General features: G+C 48.2%; 14 protein-coding genes. 11 read left to right on the plus strand and 3 right to left on the minus strand.

The features are described from left to right. The first annotated feature begins 158 nt into the window (after positions 1 to 158). The 7 genes from Q7J41_RS00060 to Q7J41_RS00090 all read left to right on the plus strand — a co-directional run bounded on the left by Q7J41_RS00060 (position 159) and on the right by Q7J41_RS00090 (position 10,650). Complete coding sequence (locus Q7J41_RS00060) at positions 159 to 1,574, plus strand: glutamate decarboxylase (RefSeq protein ID WP_304884034.1); 1,416 nt, start codon at positions 159 to 161, stop codon at positions 1,572 to 1,574. Between the two features lie 109 nt (positions 1,575 to 1,683). Further along, positions 1,684 to 3,822: a C39 family peptidase gene (locus Q7J41_RS00065; protein WP_304884035.1), complete on the plus strand. Its 2,139-nt coding sequence runs from the start codon at positions 1,684 to 1,686 to the stop codon at positions 3,820 to 3,822. A gap of 287 nt (positions 3,823 to 4,109) precedes the next feature. Continuing rightward, positions 4,110 to 5,120, plus strand: coding sequence for a hypothetical protein (locus tag Q7J41_RS00070; RefSeq protein WP_304884037.1), 1,011 nt, complete (start codon positions 4,110 to 4,112; stop codon positions 5,118 to 5,120). Between the two features lie 11 nt (positions 5,121 to 5,131). Continuing rightward, entirely contained in the window at positions 5,132 to 7,069 is a 1,938-nt protein-coding gene (locus Q7J41_RS00075) for an FAD-dependent oxidoreductase (RefSeq protein WP_304884039.1), read from the plus strand. 24 nt (positions 7,070 to 7,093) lie between these two features. After that, on the plus strand, positions 7,094 to 7,918 hold the full coding sequence (locus tag Q7J41_RS00080) for an SDR family oxidoreductase (protein ID WP_304884041.1): 825 nt from the start codon (positions 7,094 to 7,096) through the stop codon (positions 7,916 to 7,918). A 74-nt stretch (positions 7,919 to 7,992) separates the two neighbouring features. Further along, on the plus strand, positions 7,993 to 8,844 hold the full coding sequence (locus Q7J41_RS00085; RefSeq protein ID WP_304884043.1) for an acetoacetate decarboxylase family protein: 852 nt from the start codon (positions 7,993 to 7,995) through the stop codon (positions 8,842 to 8,844). Positions 8,845 to 9,060: 216 nt separating this feature from the next. After that, on the plus strand, positions 9,061 to 10,650 hold the full coding sequence (locus Q7J41_RS00090; protein WP_304884045.1) for a 4Fe-4S binding protein: 1,590 nt from the start codon (positions 9,061 to 9,063) through the stop codon (positions 10,648 to 10,650). A 146-nt stretch (positions 10,651 to 10,796) separates the two neighbouring features. On the opposite strand, the gene Q7J41_RS00095 is transcribed toward Q7J41_RS00090, so the two are convergent. Further along, the gene (locus Q7J41_RS00095) at positions 10,797 to 12,710 is read right to left on the minus strand and encodes a diguanylate cyclase (RefSeq protein WP_304884047.1); all 1,914 of its coding nucleotides are present in this window, start codon (positions 12,708 to 12,710) and stop codon (positions 10,797 to 10,799) included. 293 nt (positions 12,711 to 13,003) lie between these two features. Between Q7J41_RS00095 and Q7J41_RS00100 the strand changes: the two genes are divergently transcribed. The 4 genes from Q7J41_RS00100 (at position 13,004) to Q7J41_RS00115 (ending at position 17,138) form a co-directional block, all read left to right on the plus strand. Beyond that, positions 13,004 to 13,534 carry a DUF2284 domain-containing protein gene (locus Q7J41_RS00100; protein ID WP_304884049.1) on the plus strand — a complete coding sequence of 177 codons (531 nt, stop codon included), beginning with the start codon at positions 13,004 to 13,006 and terminating at the stop codon, positions 13,532 to 13,534. A gap of 64 nt (positions 13,535 to 13,598) precedes the next feature. Further along, on the plus strand, positions 13,599 to 14,084 hold the full coding sequence (locus Q7J41_RS00105) for a hypothetical protein (RefSeq protein ID WP_304884051.1): 486 nt from the start codon (positions 13,599 to 13,601) through the stop codon (positions 14,082 to 14,084). Between the two features lie 57 nt (positions 14,085 to 14,141). Continuing rightward, entirely contained in the window at positions 14,142 to 16,100 is a 1,959-nt protein-coding gene (locus tag Q7J41_RS00110; protein WP_304884053.1) for an FAD-dependent oxidoreductase, read from the plus strand. Between the two features lie 126 nt (positions 16,101 to 16,226). Next, entirely contained in the window at positions 16,227 to 17,138 is a 912-nt protein-coding gene (locus Q7J41_RS00115) for a DMT family transporter (RefSeq protein WP_304884055.1), read from the plus strand. 159 nt (positions 17,139 to 17,297) lie between these two features. On the opposite strand, the gene Q7J41_RS00120 is transcribed toward Q7J41_RS00115, so the two are convergent. After that, positions 17,298 to 18,464 (minus strand): ABC transporter permease, encoded by a 1,167-nt coding sequence (locus Q7J41_RS00120; RefSeq protein ID WP_304884057.1) that lies wholly within the window; start codon positions 18,462 to 18,464, stop codon positions 17,298 to 17,300. Then, positions 18,451 to 19,578 (minus strand): ABC transporter permease, encoded by a 1,128-nt coding sequence (locus Q7J41_RS00125; protein ID WP_304884059.1) that lies wholly within the window; start codon positions 19,576 to 19,578, stop codon positions 18,451 to 18,453. The genes Q7J41_RS00120 and Q7J41_RS00125 overlap by 14 nt, the downstream gene beginning before the upstream one ends. Between the last annotated feature and the right edge of the window lie 8 nt (positions 19,579 to 19,586).

Here is a 19,586-nt window from a genome sequence, read left to right on the forward strand (position 1 = left end):
AGATTTCTGATACAATTAAGCATAGCTCATAAATATGGCAATTTAAAATAAAAATACATCAAGGTGTAGTTACAATGCGCCCACAAAATGATTGTAAACACGAAAGTAGTAGTAATGGGTTAAACCATGAAAAGATAAGATACAACGAGGAGAAAAAAATGTTAGTTTCAAGAAAATCCCCCAAAGAACAACTAAAAAATGTCTATGCAACCCCTATTCTTGGCTCTGAAGCGAGTGACGAACCGATTCCGCAATTTTCTTTACCGGAAAATCCCTTAGATCCGGAAATCGCGTATCAATTGATTAAAGATGACTTGATTGATGAAGGGAATGCGCGACAAAATTTAGCGACCTTTTGCCAGTCTTACATGGAGCCGGAAGCGGTGAAAATTATGGCGGAGACATTAGAAAAAAATGCCATCGACAAGTCGGAATACCCACAAACGGCTGATTTGGAAAGCCGCTGTGTCAATATCATTGCAGATTTATGGAATGCTTCAAAAGGGGATGATTTCATTGGTACCTCAACAGTAGGCTCTTCCGAGGCTTGCATGCTTGGTGGTATGGCAATGAAGTTTGCCTGGCGAAAACGAGCAGAAGCAAAGGGGATGGATATCTATACAAAGAAGCCAAACCTTGTCATCTCTTCCGGCTATCAGGTCTGCTGGGAAAAATTTTGCGTCTATTGGGATATCGAAATGCGCTTGGTGCCCTTGGATGAAAAGCATATGAGCCTTAACTTAGACCTGGTCTTAGATTGTGTGGATGATTATACCATCGGAGTTGTTGCCATCATGGGGATCACTTATACTGGTAAATACGATGATGTTGAAGGCCTTGATCAGATCCTTGAGGAATATAACAAAAGTCACGATCTCCCGGTATATATTCATGTTGACGGGGCTTCCGGCGGGATGTTTGCTCCATTTATTCATCCTGATTTGAAATGGGATTTCCGACTAAAGAATGTTGTCTCCATTAATACATCGGGTCATAAATATGGTTTGGTTTATCCGGGAGTCGGTTGGATTCTGTGGAAGGATAAAAAGTACTTACCTTCTGAATTGATTTTCAATGTCAGCTATCTCGGCGGAAGTATGCCAACCATGGCCATTAATTTTTCTCGTTCTGCCAGCCAAATCATCGGTCAATATTTTAATTTCCTCCGTTGTGGCCGTCAGGGATATATCAGTATTCATCAAAGAACCCAGGATGTAGCGGTTTATATCGGAAAAGAAATTAAGAAAACGGGACTCTTTGAAATTTTCAACGATGGCAAAAATATACCCATCGTTTGCTGGAAGCTAAAGCCGGAGGCAAACAAAGAATGGAGTCTTTATGATTTAGCTGATCGGGTGAGAATGAACGGTTGGCAGGTTCCAGCCTATCCATTGCCGGATAATTTAACGGATGTCATCATCCAGCGGGTGGTTGTCCGCCAAGATCTAAACATGCAAATTGCGATTCAATTCATCAATGACTTCAAACATGCGATTCAAGAACTTGATTCGGCACATATTCTGATTCATGGCAAAGCTACTGAAAACAAAGGCCCATCAGGATTTACGCATTAAAAAATTCACCCCCTGCTTTGTTTTCGTCGGCATTCAAAAAAAACAAACTATCGTAGCGAAATGCGGTAAGCGAGAAGAGCGAGAAAACTAAATATAAAGAGGATATAAAATGAAGCGTTTCATAAAAAGAGAAGTTGTCATGTTGTTGGCGCTATTAATGAGTTTTGGCTTGGTACCGGCTGGGGTTTTAGCAGCAAGTCCGGGGATTTCCTATCAGACTCAAATTGAAAATATCGGCTGGGAAGTTGATGCCGGCATTGGGTTAAGAAGCAATGGCGAAGCCAGCGGAACATCTGGCCTGGGACTGCGTTTGGAAGGCATCCAGATTAATTTGGATAAGCAAGGTTATGATCTCGGGGTATCTTATCAAACCCATATCCAGAATATCGGTTGGGAAGCAGATACCGAAATTGGCTGGAAAAGCAATGGCGGAACGAGCGGTACGGAAGGTCAGGCACTGCGTCTGGAAGCCATTCAAATCAAGCTGACGGGAGCCGATGCCGATAAATTTGATCTCTATTATCAGGTCCATGCACAAAATATTGGTTGGATGGGCTGGGCGAAAAACGGCGAAAGTGCGGGGAGCTCCGGTTATGGTTATCGCCTCGAAGCGATAAAAATGGTGGTGGTTCCCAAAGATCAGGCGCCGCCAACCGTCACAACCACCCCGGCCTTTTTAATCTACCCCAGTGTGTTGTATCAGACCCAAATTGAAAATATCGGCTGGGAAGTTGATGCCGGTATGGGGTTAAAAACCAATGGCGCAGTAAGTGGAACGTCCGGGCAAGGCCTGCGCCTGGAAGGGATTAAGATTAATCCGGATCTCCAGGGCTTTGATTTCGGAGTATCCTATCAGACCCATATTCAGGATATTGGCTGGGAAGCAGACACTGGCCGGGGCTGGAAAAGCGACGGTGCGATGAGCGGAACAGCGGGTGAATCCAAACGTCTGGAAGCCATTCAAATCAAGCTGACAGGAGCCGATGCCGATAAATTTGATCTCTATTATCAGGTTCATGCACAAAACATGGGCTGGATGGGCTGGGCGAAAAACGGCGAAAGTGCGGGAACGGCCGGATACAGCTACCGCCTCGAAGCAATAAAAATTATTCTGGTTCGGAAAGGTCAAGGGGCACCATCTCCATCAGCGCTGCCGGCATTTTCAGATAAAAAAAGCAGCATTGTTGAGGGGAATTTATTTATCAAATCAACCCCGGGTGATTTTAATGTCGCCGAAGCCGTCTTTGACAATGTCGAAGTTTCCAATAATGGGGATGGTGCAATCGTGCTTAAAGCAGGCACCCAAAGCGGTGTTTATGCTTCAAATAGTTTAAGTACCAGCCCGTTTAATAAACTGGTACTTTCCTGGAATAGCGATACACCGGCCGGAACCTCAATTCAGATTCAAGCACGGGTAGCCCTTAGTTCAAATGGACAATGGTCGGATTGGCTGAGCTGGGGAACCTGGGGGACATCAATTAGAAGTGGCTCAGGGACAGGCGTGACAGATGATGCGGTGGCGACGGTTGATGTTGATACCTTAGTGGTCAAGAGTGGTCAAACGGCCAGTAAAATCCAATATCGCATCCTCTTAAATTCTGATCGTGCTGGCGTAACGCCGACCCTTCGTTTAGTCTCTGGAGCTTTGCGAAATACGGCGCAGGGGATTAATAAGGTGTATCCGGATAATCCCGATTTATCTAATCTCAGTGTCCTTGATGTACCGAAATTATCACAGATGGTCAGGGATCCGGCGATTGCCGATTCGATTTGCAGTCCCACCAGTGTTTCAATGGTACTGAATTATTATGGAACCGCAATTCAACCGGAACAGGCCGCCTGGGGAGTATACGATTATAATTATAAGGACTTTGGAAACTGGCCATTCAATACGGCCTATGCGGCAAGCTTTGGTTATCGGGCTTATGTCGACTACTCAACAATCGACGGCCTGAAGCGAGAAATTGCCAATGGGCATCCGGCGATAGTGGCAGTGGCCTATAAAAACAGTGCCAATGTCGGTGGTAATCTACCCGTGATCGACGGTGCTCCAATTGCTTCAACGAGCGGTCATCTGATTGTTGTCTGTGGTTTTACCAGGGAAAATGGCACAGACTATATCATCATCAACGACCCGGCAGCTTCGAATAATGAAGGGGTCAGAGTCAAGTATCGGGTTGATCAATTTCAAAATGCCTGGGCAGAGTCAGGAAATATAACGTATATCATTCATCAAAATGAAAATTGAGAAGGATAAGGAGTACTTTTATCGCCATCAAGAACTATCGATCAAGACTGATGTTAAATAGATCAGTTCCCCCTCGGTTTCTGGAACTGGCTTTATAATCGGGGGCGGCAACCTGGCGTGATCTTTATGGGAAAGCGGAAGTTTGGCGCAACTAAAAACTTTTAAAAAGCGCCATAAAAACAGCAGCAAGTAAAACGCATCCGAGTCGTGGATGCGTTTTTTTTATACCGTTTGTTTCATTTTAATTATTTGGGTAACAATAATAGTAAATAGAAAGGTGTGGAATCATGAAGCAACCGAAAAAAATGCGTCTTCCGTATATGAACAATGCGACGGCCATTTTATTGACCTTGGGGATTAACCTGGCCATTATGGTAGCACTCAACTGGGGCAAGCGCTTCGGATTGGTGGATGTTCTGCTTGATGCGGCGATCTGCGGGGTGACGACCTCGGTGATCAACGTCTTTTTTGTGCGCCGTTATGTGACCCGAGCCCTGGAAAACAAGACGCTGCCGGCCAATCTGCCAGTGAGCCGGATGATGATGCGCTTGCCGAAAAATCCGGCTTTATTTGCGGCCCTCTGCGCCCTCTTTTTTGGCATTGTGACGCCGGTGATCAACGGGATGATCTTTGCATTCTATGATTTTGAAGCCCTGCTGTTCGGGCAGATGCTGGTGTGCAAATTGGTCTATGTCTGTTTCCTCAGTGCCAAAATTTTGGAGGTGGCGATTTTCCGGTATGTCCAGCCAGATGTCACCGGGATAATCCCGGCAGCAGATGTGCCGCCCTCACCACTGGTCAAGCCGCCATTACCTCATATCAGTTATTTTCAGCAGCTCTACAACAGCTGGCTGACGGATTTTGGAATGAATATGGTGCTGGGGTTGGTGCTGGGGGGGACCATTATTACCAGTGAGGACTACGTGATGATTGCCCCCACTTTGCTAAGTGGTATTCTGGTGGGGGGGATCATCTCAGGGATCATCATCACCTTTATGGTGGTGCCGTCCCTGGCGAAAAAGCTCGGGTCAGCGGTGGCGAATGGGGAAATCCCCCGATTGCCGAAGCGAAATCCATGGGTGGCCTGGCTGCCGAAAAACAACTGGCTGCTGGCCGGTACCCTCTGCGTTCCCATAATCTTGATCACCATGACCGTTTTTACCGGGGTGCTGACCTTCTTTAATTTTCAATCACTGAACTTTTTCCAGTTTTTCTTTATTCGCACGGCCTACACGGCGGTGCTGGTCAAGGCCCTGGTGCCGCTAATGCTAATTCGTTATATGCAGCCCCAAAAATGAAAGGAGACAATATGTTTGAAAGATTGAAAGCGCCTGGAACCATCGGTCGGCTGACCCTGAAAAATCGGGTATTTATGCCGGCCATGGGGGTTTTTATGGCAGCTCCCGGGGGTGGCGTAAATGATGATATCATCGCCTTTTATGAAGCTCGAGCCCGGGGCGGCGTCGGCCTGATCATCACCGAGGTGACCCGGGTCGACGGCGAAGCCGGAGCCGGGGAGCCTTGCCAGCTGGCAGCTTATCGGCCCTCGGATGTCATCGGCCTGCAGCGGATTGTTGATACGGTGCATAAGTATGATACCAAAATTTTTGTGCAACTTCAGCATCCTGGTCGGGAAGCCTCGGTGATGATCACCGGGGTTCAGCCGGTGGCCCCGTCGGCGGTGGCCAATCCCGCCGGGGGAGAGATGCCCCGGGCTCTGAGCACCGAGGAATGCCAGGAACATGTGGAAAAATTTATTAGGGCCGGGATTTTTGTTAAAATGTCCGGGGCGGATGGGGTGGAACTCCATGGCGCTCACGGCTATCTGATCAATGAGTTTTTATCCCCGGCTATGAATTTTAGAACCGATCAATACGGTGGCAGTTTTGAAAACCGGATGCGTTTTGTTATTGAGATTATCCAGGGCATCCGGCAGGCCTGCGGAGCCAGCTTTCCGATAACGGTGCGGATCAACGCCGAGGAAATGCTCGCTGGGGGCATTGACCTGACGGAAGCGCAGAAAATTGCGGTGGCGCTGGAAGCGGCTGGAGCCGATGCCATTAACGTCAGCACCTATTCGATTGAGTGCATCGAACCGGGCACCTTTCCCCAAGGCAATAAAAAGCGTTTGTCGTTGGCTATCAAGGCAGTGGTGCAGATCCCGGTGCTGGGGGTCAGCAATATTAAAGACCCGGCCGCAGCGGAAGCACTGCTGGCCGCTGCGGCCGTGGATTTTGTCGGCGTCGGCCGGGGGCATCTGGCCGATCCGGACTGGGTCAATAAAGCTTTTTCTGGCCGGGCTGCGGAGATCCGCCAGTGCATTGGCTGCCTGGGTTGTTTTGCGGAGATTGTCAAGCTCCACCGAATCAAGTGTGCGGTCAATCCGATCACCGGCCGGGAGCGAGAATATGCCCAGCCGGAACGCAACGGTGGTGGCCGGGTGGCAGCGATTGTCGGCGGCGGACCGGCGGGGATCGAAGCGGCATTAACCCTAAAGGAACGGGGTTTTGAGCCGGTGCTTTTTGAGGCCGGGGATCGTCTCGGCGGAACCCTGAACACCGCCGACAAGGGCTATGGCAAAACGATGATTACCGCCTATACCGATTCGTTGATTACCCAGGTACATAAGGCCGGGATTAAGGTGCGGTTGGGTGAGGAGGCCTCCGTGGATAAGGTCAAAGTTCTGGCACCGGACTGGGTCTTTATTGCCTGCGGAGCCGAGCCCCTGATCCCGGCTAACGAAGGCCTGGATGGCGAGCAGGTAGTGACCGCTGAAGAGGTGTTGTTAGGGCGGGTTTCGCCTACCGGCAAGGTGGCGGTGATCGGCTCCGGGATGACCGGGCTGGAAACGGCGGAGGTACTGGCCGCTCGGGGCTGCCAGTTGACCCTGGTCGAGATGCTGCCGGAAGTGGGTCCGGGGATGTACCCGACGGTAGTAGCCGACGTGATGGGACGGATTATTAAAAGCAGGCCTGAAATTCTTACTGGCCATCAACTGATAAAGGCCACAGCGGCTGGGATTGAGCTGCGCCGCATGGCTGATCAGCAAATCATCACGGTTGCGTCGGACTGGATTGTCCTGGCTCTGGGGGTTCGTCCCCGGCAAGCGGTGATTGAAAGGTTTAAGGATTCATTTGAACATGTCTGCATCATCGGCGATGCCCGTTCCTGCGGACGAATTCTCGAGGCCACCCAGGACGCCCATGGCAAGGCTTCAGTGGTAGCGCCATCTTGGGACGGATCATGATAAAAAATCAAGGAGGAATAAGAAATGTACGGATTTGATAATTACTTTGCCGGCAAGACGGCAGTGGTGACTGGCGGAGCCTCTGGTATTGGCAATGCCCTGGCTGAAACGATGCTTCAAAACGGCGCCCAAAAAGTGGCCATTGCTGACGTTAATCAGGTTAACCTGGAAAAAGAAACGACCCGGATGGGGTTGGCTTATCCGGGTAAAATCATTGGCCTCTTCTGTAACGTGACCCTGGAGGATAACGTCAAGGCGGTACTGGCCGATGCGGCTGAATTCTTCGGCGGCCGGATTGATCTCTTGTTCAACAACGCCGGAGCCGGTTTATCTGGCAGCTTTACCGAGCTGACCAACGAGGACTGGCAGGCGGCCTTTGACCTTAACTTCTACGGCGCCCTCTATGGCATCCGCCATGTGCTTCCTTATATGAAGGCTCAGGGCGGCGGTCAGATTGTCAATACCATTTCCGGCATCGCCTGGTCACCGATGGCTCTCCAATCCATGTATGCTGTCACCAAGTCGGCGCTCAATATGCTGGGACTGACCCTGCGGTATGAGCTCTGGGACGACCATATCAAGGTCAACTCCGCCACCCCCGGTACCACCGCCACCGCCATTTTCGCCACCGGCGGCGTGGCTGCCCCGGATTATGCCCAAACCCCGATGCAGTCTGCCGCCCGGATCCTAACCGGGGTTCAGCTCAACCAGCGGCTGATCTGCGGTGATGATAACGATGTGGAAGGATCCCAAAATGCCTTGAGTCCCGATCCGGCGATTCAAAAAGGGCTGGATGACTATTTTCTGGAAGTTGCCCGGGATCGCAAGCAGGGTAAATTCCGCTTCTGATTCAAGGCGACGGCAGCGCAGCTCGTGGTACTTCACAACTGCTTACCAAAACCCATTTTGTAAAGGAGAAGATAATGCAGGCAAGTTATTTTATCGCAGCCGAAGACCTCGGCAATTTTATGAAAGGCGGTGCCATGAACTGGCAGTATGGCATTCAGTTTTATGGGCTGACCAACTCAGACAAGGCCAGGAGCATGGTTCCGCCGCCCCTGGAAGTGATTGAAGAAAACGGCGAAACGATCTTCTATGCCTATGTGGTTAATATCCGGGAGCCAACCTTTGCGCCTTGGTATATGGAAGGCGGCATCGGATTGATGGCAAAACTGGGAGACAAAACCGGGGTGTATTTTCTCGGACTGCAGCTGTCCGGACCGGGAGCGCTGATGGGAGCCTTCTCTGGTCGGGAGAGCTCGGGACTGCCCAAGAAACTCTGTGACCGCATTGTCGTTGATCGCACTGGCGATACCGGCCGCTGTATCATCGAACGAAAAGGGGTGCGACTGCTGGACATTGGGATAAAAATCGGTCAGTATAACGACCCCGGTTTTTCCCAGCCCCAGGAAGGTTGCACCCGGGCGCAACCGATTGTTACCCAAGGCGGTTGTCTGCTTCACAAATACCGGATCGGGGCTCAGGGATTTTCGGATATGGAGATCGTTTTTTACAACAGTCCCTCCCGTTTTTATTCCTGGGAGCCGGCTACGGCGAGCATTGCGCTGGAGTCCTCAATTGACGATCCCTGGGGGGATATTGTTATCGACAAGGTGCTGGGTGCCGGCTGGATGGTCAGCGATAATATGGTATCGGGGATGGATACCATCTACCGCTATGAGGATCCCATAGCTATTACCCGGGCGATGCAGAATCTCTTTGCCGGCCGCTATGATCAGTGCACCCTGACCAGGGAGCATCAGCAGTACGAATAATAATCGTTCAGCAGCGTTGTAATCAAAAAGAACTGGTCAGATCAGACCGGTTCTTTTGATTACAACGATTTAGTTCTTCCTTTCACTGAGTTGTTTTATATTCATGCTATACATCGCTTATATGCCATTATTGTGTCAGATTCGGTTGACACAATAATGACACACAACAAAAGTACAATTTGTTGGTAATCTTATTTTATAAAGAGAGGTATTATAATGAAATTAAATTGGAACAAAGCAGCAAAATGGTCAAGACTTCTGATATTGGTGGGTCTGCTCGTATGGGTTATTTATGAATCGTACATGCATCAGGTTCTGGGTGGTGGAAAAGCACCGTCGATTCATGCGTTGTGTCCTTATGGAGCATTGGAAAGCTTGTATACGTTGCTTTTGACGGGCAGCTTTATCAAGAAAGTTTATTCTGGTACAGTTGTTTTATTGGTCTTGACCGTGGCTCTGGCAGTGCTGTTTCGCAGAAGTTTTTGTGGATTGCTTTGTCCCTTTGGCGCCTTGCAGGAAGTGTTTGCGAAGATCGGACAAAAGTTATTTAAAAAGCGTTTTATTATTCCACAAAAAATTGATGGCATTTTGCGATATTTCAAATATGTCGTTTTAGTATTTACGGTGGGAATGGCCTGGTATTATGGTAGCTTGTGGATGTCACCCTATGATCCGTATGCGGCCTTAGGACATATATCAGCAATATCAGGAACGATTGCAGAGGATCCCTTATCGATTATCGGTTTTGCACTGTTATTTATTACAATCATTGGTTCATTTTTGTATGACCGCTTTTTCTGTAAATATTTATGTCCGGCTGGCGCTGTTTATGCCATCATCGGTAAACTGAGCCCGACAAAAATTGAGCGTAATGACAGTCTTTGTGTTCACTGCAAAAAATGCGATAAATCCTGTCCCGTGAACATTGAGATTGAGAAGCAAGAGCGGATTACGACGGCAGAGTGCATTAACTGTAACGATTGTGTTCTGGCATGCCCGGTTAAAGGTGCGCTTGAAGTCAAAGTGGCCCGAAAAACGGTTCATCCGATGGTGATGGTGGTCTTGGTTGTGGGTTTGTTCTTCGGAACCATTGTGACGGCTCAGCTAACGGGTAATTTTCAAATATTGCCACTCGCCGTTGCTCAAGGTGAGGTTATTCCCATTTATGAAGTGAAAGGCTACAACACCATTGAAGAAGCAACAACTCTCACCGGACTGACTCTGGATGAAGTATATCAGCAGTTGGCGATTCCCAAAAGTGTCCCCAAGGATACGCAATTTAAGAATATTTCAGTGTTAATCCCTGAATATAAATTCGATGAAGCGAAAGCGAACGCCGGAGGATCAGAAGGCGAAGCAACTTCGGGAGGAGCGTCAACCCCTGGTACCCTTGATGTCAGTGGGATTAAAGGCTCGATGACGATTCAGGAAGCGATGGACAGTTTAAGTATGGAATCAAAAGACTTCTATGCGCTCTTTAAAATTCCCGACACCGTGCCGCCACAAACCATTCTAAAAGAAATTACAAATGTATCGCCGGGATATGATTTCCAGCAGGTCAAGGATTCGTTAAGCGTACCTTCTTCGACAGAAACAACTGAAAACACATCAGGAACCGTCGATGTCAGTGGGATTAAAGGTTCCATGACGATTCAGGAAGCGATGGGCAGCTTAAGTATGGAATCAAAAGACTTCTATGCGCTCTTTAAAATTCCCGACACCGTGCCGCCACAAACTGTTCTAAAAGAAATTACAAATATTTCGCCAGGATATGATTTCCAGCAAATAAAGGATTCTTTGCAATAGCATTTAGCCAGGAAGAGTCTCTCAAAAACGATGCTGTTTTTGAGAGACTTTTTGCAAAAAAAATTAGAAAGAACACGAGTGACTTCGCTCGTGTTCTTTCTGCGGAGTAGACAACTTCTGGTAAAAACGATGGGATTTAGGCGGATCTATTTATCCAGATAAACAACCTGGTTTCGGCCGTTGGATTTAGCCAGATAAAGAGCCTTGTCGGCAATTCTGACTAATTCTTGGTGTCGGGAATGCTGACAAGGCAGCAGGGTGGTAACGCCGATGCTGATGGTGAGGCAGCTTTTGATGACCGATCCCTCATGGGGAATTGCGAGCGCTTCAATTTTTTGAAGCAAGCGGTTGGCATTCAGGATAGCTTCATTTTTTTCGGTTTCCGAAAGGAGCACAATAAACTCCTCGCCACCGTAACGAACGACCATATCGGTGGGACGGGACAAGGCCGTGCGAAGGCTGTCACCGATTTTAATCAGGGTCGCATCCCCGGCCACATGGCCATATAAATCGTTATAGTTTTTAAAATAATCGACATCGATAAACAGTAAGGATATGGGTCGCTGTTGTCTTAAACAGCGCTGCCACTCGAGGCCAATGGTTTCATCATATTTCCGTCGGTTCCATAGTTCGGTCAGGGGATCGCGGAGGGAAAGTCGCTGCAATTCATGATTGATCTGCTCCAGTTCAAAATTCTGCTGTTCCACTTTTTGATTGGCAGTGGTAAGCTCTCGTGTCCGCTGGGCTACCAGGTCATCCAGATGATCATTTATTTCGGTGAGTTTTTCACCCATGACGGTTCGGTATTCCAGAGATTCTGAAAAGTTTTTGGCTAACTGAAAGGAATAAAGAACCGCAAAGATTAATTGACCAGTAGAAGAGTTGGCATCGCCCTGAAAGATCATTCTTAACAGTGGTGGCCAACTGTCATCGATCCAGATGCTTAAGCTGACAACATCGATAATGGAGGTCAAAATCAAAGCCAAGCCGCCCAGGCTAATAAACCAGCTACTGTTTTCCCTATATCTGGCGATTGTTACGAGCTGGATTGCCAGATAGATAATCATAAAAATCGTCCAGATCTGATATAGTGGGTTGAAAATAGAATAGATCCATGTCGGTGTGAAAAGAACCACCATTGCGTAGACACCGGCAACAATTTGGGTCGATTTGATAATTAGCCGATGAAAATAATCAGGTAACATCGATCTGAAAAACATCAGAATCAAGGGAACCCCCAAACAGAATGTTAATGTCTGCAGTTTATAAATGATCACAAAGTCAAAATATTGGTAAAAAGAGTATAAGAATGCTTCGCCAATGAGTAAGGTTCTGAATGCCACCAATGCGCAAAACAGCACAAAATAGAGGGGGGTTCGATCTTTTCTCCGGAAGAAAAATAAGGCCAGATGATACCCACCCATCATTAGCAAGGCACCAAAAAGGAACAGCTCATAGGCTAGTCCTTTGTAACGCATGTTGAGTAACTGGGTTTCCCCACCCAGGAGGATGCTGTTCAGTAGTCCTCCGCTGGGTCGGTAAAAATTGGACATCTGAATGACAATCTCATTTTCACCTTGTTGTGCTTGAAATGAAGCGACCTGGGGCAAATACTTGGGTACCATAGTGTCTCTGGTGCTTCCAATTGTTCCGGCGGCGGCGATTAACTTGCCGTTGATCCAGAGTTTATAAGCGGTGCGCACTTTGGGAATCTTCAATGCCAGGATTTCATTTTCGGAAGCGACAAAGGTCAGTTGGTAGGTTGCATATCCAAAACCGGGAATCGCTTCGCCATTGATTTCATATTTATTCCAGGACGACGGGAAGGGGACATAGCCGCTGAGGGTGCCCTGGTTCACGCTGGCGGGTTCAAGGAGCTGATTCCAGTAAAAGGCCCAGTTGCCGTCGAGCGGAATGATTTCATTTTTTATATTAGTAGCACTTAAATCAAGCCGGCTGTTTTCGGCTTTTTTTTCGATTATCGTGTCTTGAGGAGCGCAGCCTCCCAGAAAGAAAAGCATAAATATGATGATCCACAGTAATCGCTTGGGTTTAACCATGAGAGTGCTCCTTTCCGATGAGATTAAAAAATCGATTTAAATTAAAACAGATGGAGACGTGATCATCACTCCTCCATTCTCGACGGTTTTACTCTGAGTTTTAGTTATTTGAAATTTGGTTTCGATAAAATTCATTTTAACTGATGTAACGGTGTCACGTCCAGATGTATTGCGTTCACGATTGTTTCATTATACAATGAGATGATCAATCCCGTCAATTGGGTTTTTCGGTTTCGATCAGGACAATTTAATTCGGTTATGATAAAATGTATCAGTACATGAGGTGGAAAATAATGACAAGAGAAAATATCGAAAAGAAAATTACTGAATATCCCATTTTTGAATATGCATTTTTTGATCCGTCGGAAATCAATTTTTACCAGGCGGTGCGCACTATCTGCAAGTTGGAATGTCCTCAATACGGCAAATCCTGGTCCTGCCCCCCGGCAGTTGGGACCCTGGAGGAATGTCAAGAACGGTGCCTGGGCTACAAGCATGCCTTTATTTTCAGCACCATCTCCGAGGTCAGCGACATTCTCAATATGGACGAAATGCTGGCGACCCGATGTGAACATATTGAAATCGTGGAGCAGATTAAAGCTAATGTTTTTGGCGAACATGAAGACAAACTGATCCTAACCGCCGAATCCTGTGCCATCTGTGAGAAATGCGCCTACCCTGATGAAGCCTGTAAACATCGGGATAAAATGTATCCCTGTGTAGAAAGTCATGCCATCTCGGTGACAGATATCTGCGAAAAGCATAACCTGTCATTTTTAAATGGTTATAATGTGATCACCTGGTTTGGGATGGTCTTTTTTTAGAAAGTGACTGGCGGGAGAACGCCGTTGAGCAGAATAGTTTATATTTAAAGAAAGCGGGTACAAGATGGATTTATCATTTTTAGGGATTGCGAGCAATCCCATCACAGTTTTTACCAAAAAAGACAAAGCGGATTATTTGCGGGACCCCGCTGACATTGATGACGGCATCCGGGAACTGGTCGATGCGATTAATGCCACTCCGGTGTTTTTTTCGATGAGCGCCTGTCAGGGATTCTTGATTGAGGACGAACGGGAGGACCATTGCCCGGAAACCTATGTGGACTTTTATGTGACTGACGAGCAGTACCAGCTGGCTCGGCTGCTGCTGGCATCACTGACCAGTAAGTTTAGCGCCAGTATCGACTGCAAGGTGGTTTACGAAGCGGATTTTGATGTCATCGGTGAAGACGAAATTGTGGCTAACGGGATGGTCAAGCTGCGCCACAGCATCGAACTCTATGAGCTGCCGCCAGATCTGATGAAGACCACCTACCAGGAACTGGTGAACCATATCCGGAAATTCGGAGAAGCGGCAACGAAAACCGTCTAAGGTTTGTTCAATACGTATAAATTTTGCAATTATCTAGTAATAGAAAGGCAGGGGGAAATGATGGATAAGAAGGTCAGTGCTTTATTTGAACCATTCACAATTAACAATCTTGAGCTGAAGAATCGGCTATTTATGCCGGCGATGGGAATTCCGACCGTCCATCAAAACGGAGCCTATACCAAAGAGGCGATTGCCTTTTATGTGGCGCGGGCTAAAGGTGCGGTGGGTCTGATCATTACCGGCGCCAATGAGGTGAAGAGTTTAGGCGAAAAAAAGACCGTTTGTACGGACCCAGCGCCATGGTTTAACCCCGATGCCTATACTTTTGCGAGTCTGGAAATGACCGAGGAAATCCATGACTATGGCTGCAAAATATTTGTTCAGCTGGCCGCTGGTGTGGACAAGTTGACGAAAGACGCCCGGAGCGAACAGATTAAGCACTGCCAGGTGATGACCACTGCGGAAGTCCGGTTGCTGGTGGAGTCTTTTGCCCATTCAGCCAAAATTGTCAAAGCGGCTGGTTATGACGGTGTGGAAATCCAGTCTGGTGAGTTGCTGGATGGTTTTACGCTGGCTCTTTTTAATCAGCGAAAGGATTGCTACGGCGGCGATCTTAAAAACAGATTCCGGATCGTGACGGAAATCATTGCGGCCATTAAGGAGGCCTGCGGCAGCGACTTCCCGGTGATTCTGCGGTTGGCAATGAAGAGTTATCTTAAGGCTGAGGGACAGCAAGCTCTGCCAGGGGAAGAATTTGAGGAACAGGGTCGTGATCTGGAAGAAGCCCTGGCTGCGGCGGTCATGCTGGAAGCGGCGGGCTGCGACGGTTTTGACGTGGAGGCGGGCATCAGCACATTTGAGAAAGCTTCCTATTGGAAATATCCACCGGTTTATTTTGACAAAGGGGTTTATCTGAAGCTTAGTGAGGCGCTGAAAGAAGCCGTCTCGGTACCGGTATTGGCAGCTGGAAAAATGGATGATCCGGAGCGGTCGGCTGAGGCACTTGAAAAAGGTCAGCTGGATGCGGTGGGATTGGGTCGTCCTTTGCTGGCCGATCCCGAGCTGCCGCAAAAGTTAATAAATGGCCTGGCTGAAGTGATCCGCCCCTGTCTGGGCTGTAATGATGGCTGTCTGGCCAATAAAATTGCTGGGGGCGAGGCCTCTTGCACTGTTAACCCGGCCTGTAACCGGGAATTGCTGTCCGGAATTGAAGCAGCCAAAACGCCTCAAAAAGTGGTGGTGGTGGGCGGCGGCCCGGCGGGAATGGAAGCTGCCCGAGTTAGCTCTCTACGGGGGCATCAGGTGATTTTGTTTGAAAAAAGCTATCGCCTGGGGGGGAAGCTTAAATATAGCAGCCAGCGGATCTTGAAAAATGCGGACGAGCGGCTGATCCATTGGTATGAAGTCGAGCTGGAAAGCCTGAAGGTTGAAGTTCGCCTGGATGAACCGGCAACCCTGGAAAAAATAGCGGCGATCAATCCCGATATCGTTTTTATTGTCCAGGGGGCAGAAGCCCGGAAGCTTATATTCCCGGGGATGGACAGCGAAAAAGTGACCAACGCCATTGATGTGATTAGCGATAAAACCTTTGTCGGGCCTCGGTGTCCATCCATCGGCGGCGGTCTGGCCGGATGTGAGGCGGCGCTTCATCTGGCCATGCATCGCCATAAGATGACGATCGTGGATGCCGCCCCGGATATTCTGACTGCTGGTATTCCGCTGGCACCGGGCAACAAACAGATGCTTAAGGATCTGCTGGGCTTTTATCGTAGTGAAATTATCACCAATGCCACCCTCAAGGCGGTTACCGAAGAGGGGGCCGTGATTGAAAAAAATGGTCAGGAACAACTTATCCCGGCGCATCATGTGATGATTGCGGTGGGCTTTGAACCAGCACCTTCTTTATATGAAGCATTAAAGAATGACTATCAGGTTTATAATATTGGCGACAGCCAGATGATCAAAAATATCCGCGGCGCCATCTGGGCTGCCAATGAGGTGGCCAGTTCGATCTAAATAAAGGTGATTAAAAAAATGATTTAAGTATAGTATCCGAAAATAAAAATAGACAATTGCGAAAGTAACCGGAGCTTTAGGTCTTGTTTCAAAATGGTTATAAAATAGCATCATCAGGAGAAAAATTTGAAAGATCGATTGCAGAATAAAGGCCTTGTTTTTGCCCTGGCAACCCTCTGCTGCCTCCTTTGGGGGAGTGCTTATCCCGCTGTGAAAATAGGCTATGAGCTTTTTGATATCAACACAACCGGTGCCCAGGTGTTGTTTGCCGGCTATCGTTTTACCGTGGCGGGTATGCTCACCTGGGTCATCACCAGCGTGTATTATAAAAAAATCGTGGTGCCTCGGGGGGATGAATGGGGGCGGATGATCAGCCTCGGGCTGGTGCAGACCACGCTCCAGTATATTTTCTTTTATATTGGCCTGGCCAATACCACTGGGGTGAAAGCTGCGATTATCAATGCCACCGCCACTTTTTTCACCATTCTCTTTGCGCATCTGATCCTGAAAAATGAAAAGATGACCCGAGCCAAGATATTTGGCTGCCTGCTGGGAATGGCTGGGGTCATCATCATCCAGCTCAAGAGCGGGAAGATCGATAGCAGTTTTTCCCTGATGGGGGACGGTTTTCTCTTTCTGGTCTGCATTGCCTCGGCGCTGGGTGCCGTGATGACCCGGATCTTTACCCAAAAGAGCGATTCGATGATCCTGACCGCCTATCAGTTGATGATCGGCGGGGTGGTGTTGATTGTGGTCGGCTTGATGATGGGCGGAACGATCACCCAGATCACCATCCCGGGACTGCTGTTGCTCGGCTATCTGTCGGCCTTGTCAGCGGCGGCCTTTACCATCTGGGCGATGCTGCTCAAACACAATCCGGTCGGGATTGTGGCCATCTATGGTTTTATGATTCCCGTTTTTGGGGTGATGCTGTCCGGAATTTTCCTGGGCGAACAGTTTCTCAATCTGCGGATTCTCATTGCCCTAGCCTGCGTCAGTGTGGGGATCTGGCTGGTTAACCGGGAAGCTGAGCGGTGAGGGCAGAAGGTCTTTTATGACACCTTGGGGCTGGAAGCTAATCAGGCTGAGCGCAGGGGGCACAGCTGCTGCTTAAACGAATCAAAAGTCTTTTATAAAAAACAGGTTCAGGACAAAACCATCTTTGTCCCGAACCTGTTTTTATTTTAAAGGTGCTATTCAAGCTTCGACCCGTCGTTGTTTAATCAGCACCAGCGTCACCCCCAACACCGCTACCCCGAAGGCCAGCACCAGCACCATGCTGGTGAAAATGGACTGGAGATTGTCGGCATTGTAACTAACTGCCGCAGCGATTTCGTTATTGGCTTTGATGTACCAGTAGGTGGGAGTAAAGCTGGCAATGGTCAGAACATTGTCGCCCAGCAGCTCCTGGGGAACAAAGACGCCACTGATAAAGCTGGTGCCCAAAGCAAAGACATTGGCAACGGCTGACATTGCGCCCCGGCTTTTGACGATATTACCGATTAAATAGCTGATGCTTAAAGCGGCCAGGGTGAAGACAAAGGAGTTCAAAAGCAGCAGCAGGCCAGTGGTAGTAAACATGAAGCTGCCGTACATGATAAAGCTGGCCGAGATCAGCACAAGCCAGGTTAAGATGGCAAAACTGAGGTTGCCAAGAATCATCTGTAAATTCATATTGGCTGATCGGATCGGCGAACAGAGATTTCGCCGTTTCAGATCGGTATTATTAAAGACCAGCATCACCGAGCAGACTCCCAGAATTAGAATGGCAAACATTGAATAGGACAGATAATTGAAATAGTATCCCGATTTTTCAGCATTGGCGGAGTGACTGCCGTTGCTGATCATGGTCACTTCGCTTTGTTCGGCCAGATCCTTGTCCACGTATTGGGTCAGATCAGCCTGGCTGAGACCGGGCATGTAGGTGGTGTAGGTTTGGGCGGTGTTCAGGTATTTATTGATCAGCAGATCCATATAGATATTACTGGTGGAGTCGGGCACGGTTGTTTTTTCCAACTGGACATCCTGACCACTCAGCATTGCTTCGGTAAACCCGGCAGGAACCCGGAGGATGTATTCCACCTCACGGAAGAACAGCGCATCCTGGAGTTTTTGGGGTTCATCGGGAAGATCGACCAGATTGGCATTTTCGCCCAAATAGGTTTTGAGTCCATCCACCAGCAAAGAATCTGCGTCATCATTGATAAAGGCAATATTGACCTTAACCTTGGAAAAATCGGTATTTTGGGGTGGGTTATAAGTGTTGGTCAATAACAGCGCCAGGACCATAAAAACCACCAGGTAGATCAGGATCTGGCCGCGGTTCTTCTGGATTACTTTGAAAAAGGCTTTATAAACTTGCATATTTCTGTCTCCTTATAACTAAATACGTGACAGTGCTAAAGAGCAGTGTGAAACCGCACAGCAGCAGGATGTCGGTAAAAAATTGGGTGTGGGTATTGTAGTAGTACAGGGCATAAAAACTATTGGTGATCAGGTTGGCTGGGTTGAGGTAGCCCAGTATCGGGGCTTTGGTCATCACAAGATACTTCATGTCAGCGGACATCATTCCGGCCAGAAATGACATGATCATCGTGGAACCAATCAGGATACCAATCTTGAGACCCTCACCCTTTTTAATGATGGAACCAATACAGGCACCAAAGGTCACTCCGGTGAGGCTTCCCGCCACACAGGTCAGGGCGATATAACCAATCTGATCGCCAAAACTGATACCCAGCACTCCGATTAGAAAGGCCAGCAGAATCAAAAGCTCCAGCAATTGAATGGTGGTGGCCGCCAGCATCGAAGAAAGAAAGACTGTTAGTTTATTGGTGGGCGCCAGATTGATCCGGGCACCAACGGCGGAGAGATCGGCCTGAATCGCGACCACTTCCTTTACGCCGAGGAAGCCGCCATATAAACAGGTCATCGCAATCAGAGCGTAGAAATAATTAACAACCGGATCCGGATTGGATTGGCTGGCAGAAACAGCGGTCAGGTATTCGGTGCGACTGGAAACCCCGGCCAGGATCCCGCTATCGAGAGCAGTGGGGTTGGTGGTGATAATAGTGACGATAGTGGCCGATGATTGGACAAAATCGTCCAGAAATTCCCGGATAATGGTTTGATTAAGACCAGACTGGTTTACCACCAGGTTAAGCTCTGAATCGAATAAAATATAACCGTCGATTTGATTATCTTTAAGCAGGGCATCGGCGGTTTCTCTGGTCGTGTACTGCACAATAAACAGATCATCCGCTCCATTTATAGCCTCGGTAAAAGCCGGGTTCTGATCCAGTTCCTCGTTCTGAACAACTGCGACATTCACTTTCAGGAAGTTATCAGAACTGGAAAGGTTGGAAAAGGCCAGGTTAAACAGGGTGGCTAACAGAACCGGAAAAAGAAAGGTCCAGAACATCAGTTGCCGGTCCCTAAAGATGCACTTGAGACGATAGCGATAATTAAATAAAAACATGGTGTCCT

The sequence above is a fragment of the Acetobacterium sp. genome (genome assembly GCF_030652775.1).
Lineage (GTDB): Bacteria > Bacillota > Clostridia > Eubacteriales > Eubacteriaceae > Acetobacterium.

Excerpts from the sequence above, each read along its gene's own strand:
- Q7J41_RS00060 (WP_304884034.1), top strand. The coding sequence starts at position 159 with ATGTTAGTTTCAAGAAAATCCCCCAAAGAACAACTAAAAAATGTCTAT.
- Q7J41_RS00065 (WP_304884035.1), top strand. The coding sequence starts at position 1,684 with ATGAAGCGTTTCATAAAAAGAGAAGTTGTCATGTTGTTGGCGCTATTA.
- Q7J41_RS00070 (WP_304884037.1), top strand. The coding sequence starts at position 4,110 with ATGAAGCAACCGAAAAAAATGCGTCTTCCGTATATGAACAATGCGACG.
- Q7J41_RS00075 (WP_304884039.1), top strand. The coding sequence starts at position 5,132 with ATGTTTGAAAGATTGAAAGCGCCTGGAACCATCGGTCGGCTGACCCTG.
- Q7J41_RS00080 (WP_304884041.1), top strand. The coding sequence starts at position 7,094 with ATGTACGGATTTGATAATTACTTTGCCGGCAAGACGGCAGTGGTGACT.
- Q7J41_RS00085 (WP_304884043.1), top strand. The coding sequence starts at position 7,993 with ATGCAGGCAAGTTATTTTATCGCAGCCGAAGACCTCGGCAATTTTATG.
- Q7J41_RS00090 (WP_304884045.1), top strand. The coding sequence starts at position 9,061 with ATGAAATTAAATTGGAACAAAGCAGCAAAATGGTCAAGACTTCTGATA.
- Q7J41_RS00095 (WP_304884047.1), bottom strand. The coding sequence starts at position 12,710 with ATGGTTAAACCCAAGCGATTACTGTGGATCATCATATTTATGCTTTTC.
- Q7J41_RS00100 (WP_304884049.1), top strand. The coding sequence starts at position 13,004 with ATGACAAGAGAAAATATCGAAAAGAAAATTACTGAATATCCCATTTTT.
- Q7J41_RS00105 (WP_304884051.1), top strand. The coding sequence starts at position 13,599 with ATGGATTTATCATTTTTAGGGATTGCGAGCAATCCCATCACAGTTTTT.
- Q7J41_RS00110 (WP_304884053.1), top strand. The coding sequence starts at position 14,142 with ATGATGGATAAGAAGGTCAGTGCTTTATTTGAACCATTCACAATTAAC.
- Q7J41_RS00120 (WP_304884057.1), bottom strand. The coding sequence starts at position 18,464 with ATGCAAGTTTATAAAGCCTTTTTCAAAGTAATCCAGAAGAACCGCGGC.
- Q7J41_RS00125 (WP_304884059.1), bottom strand. The coding sequence starts at position 19,578 with ATGTTTTTATTTAATTATCGCTATCGTCTCAAGTGCATCTTTAGGGAC.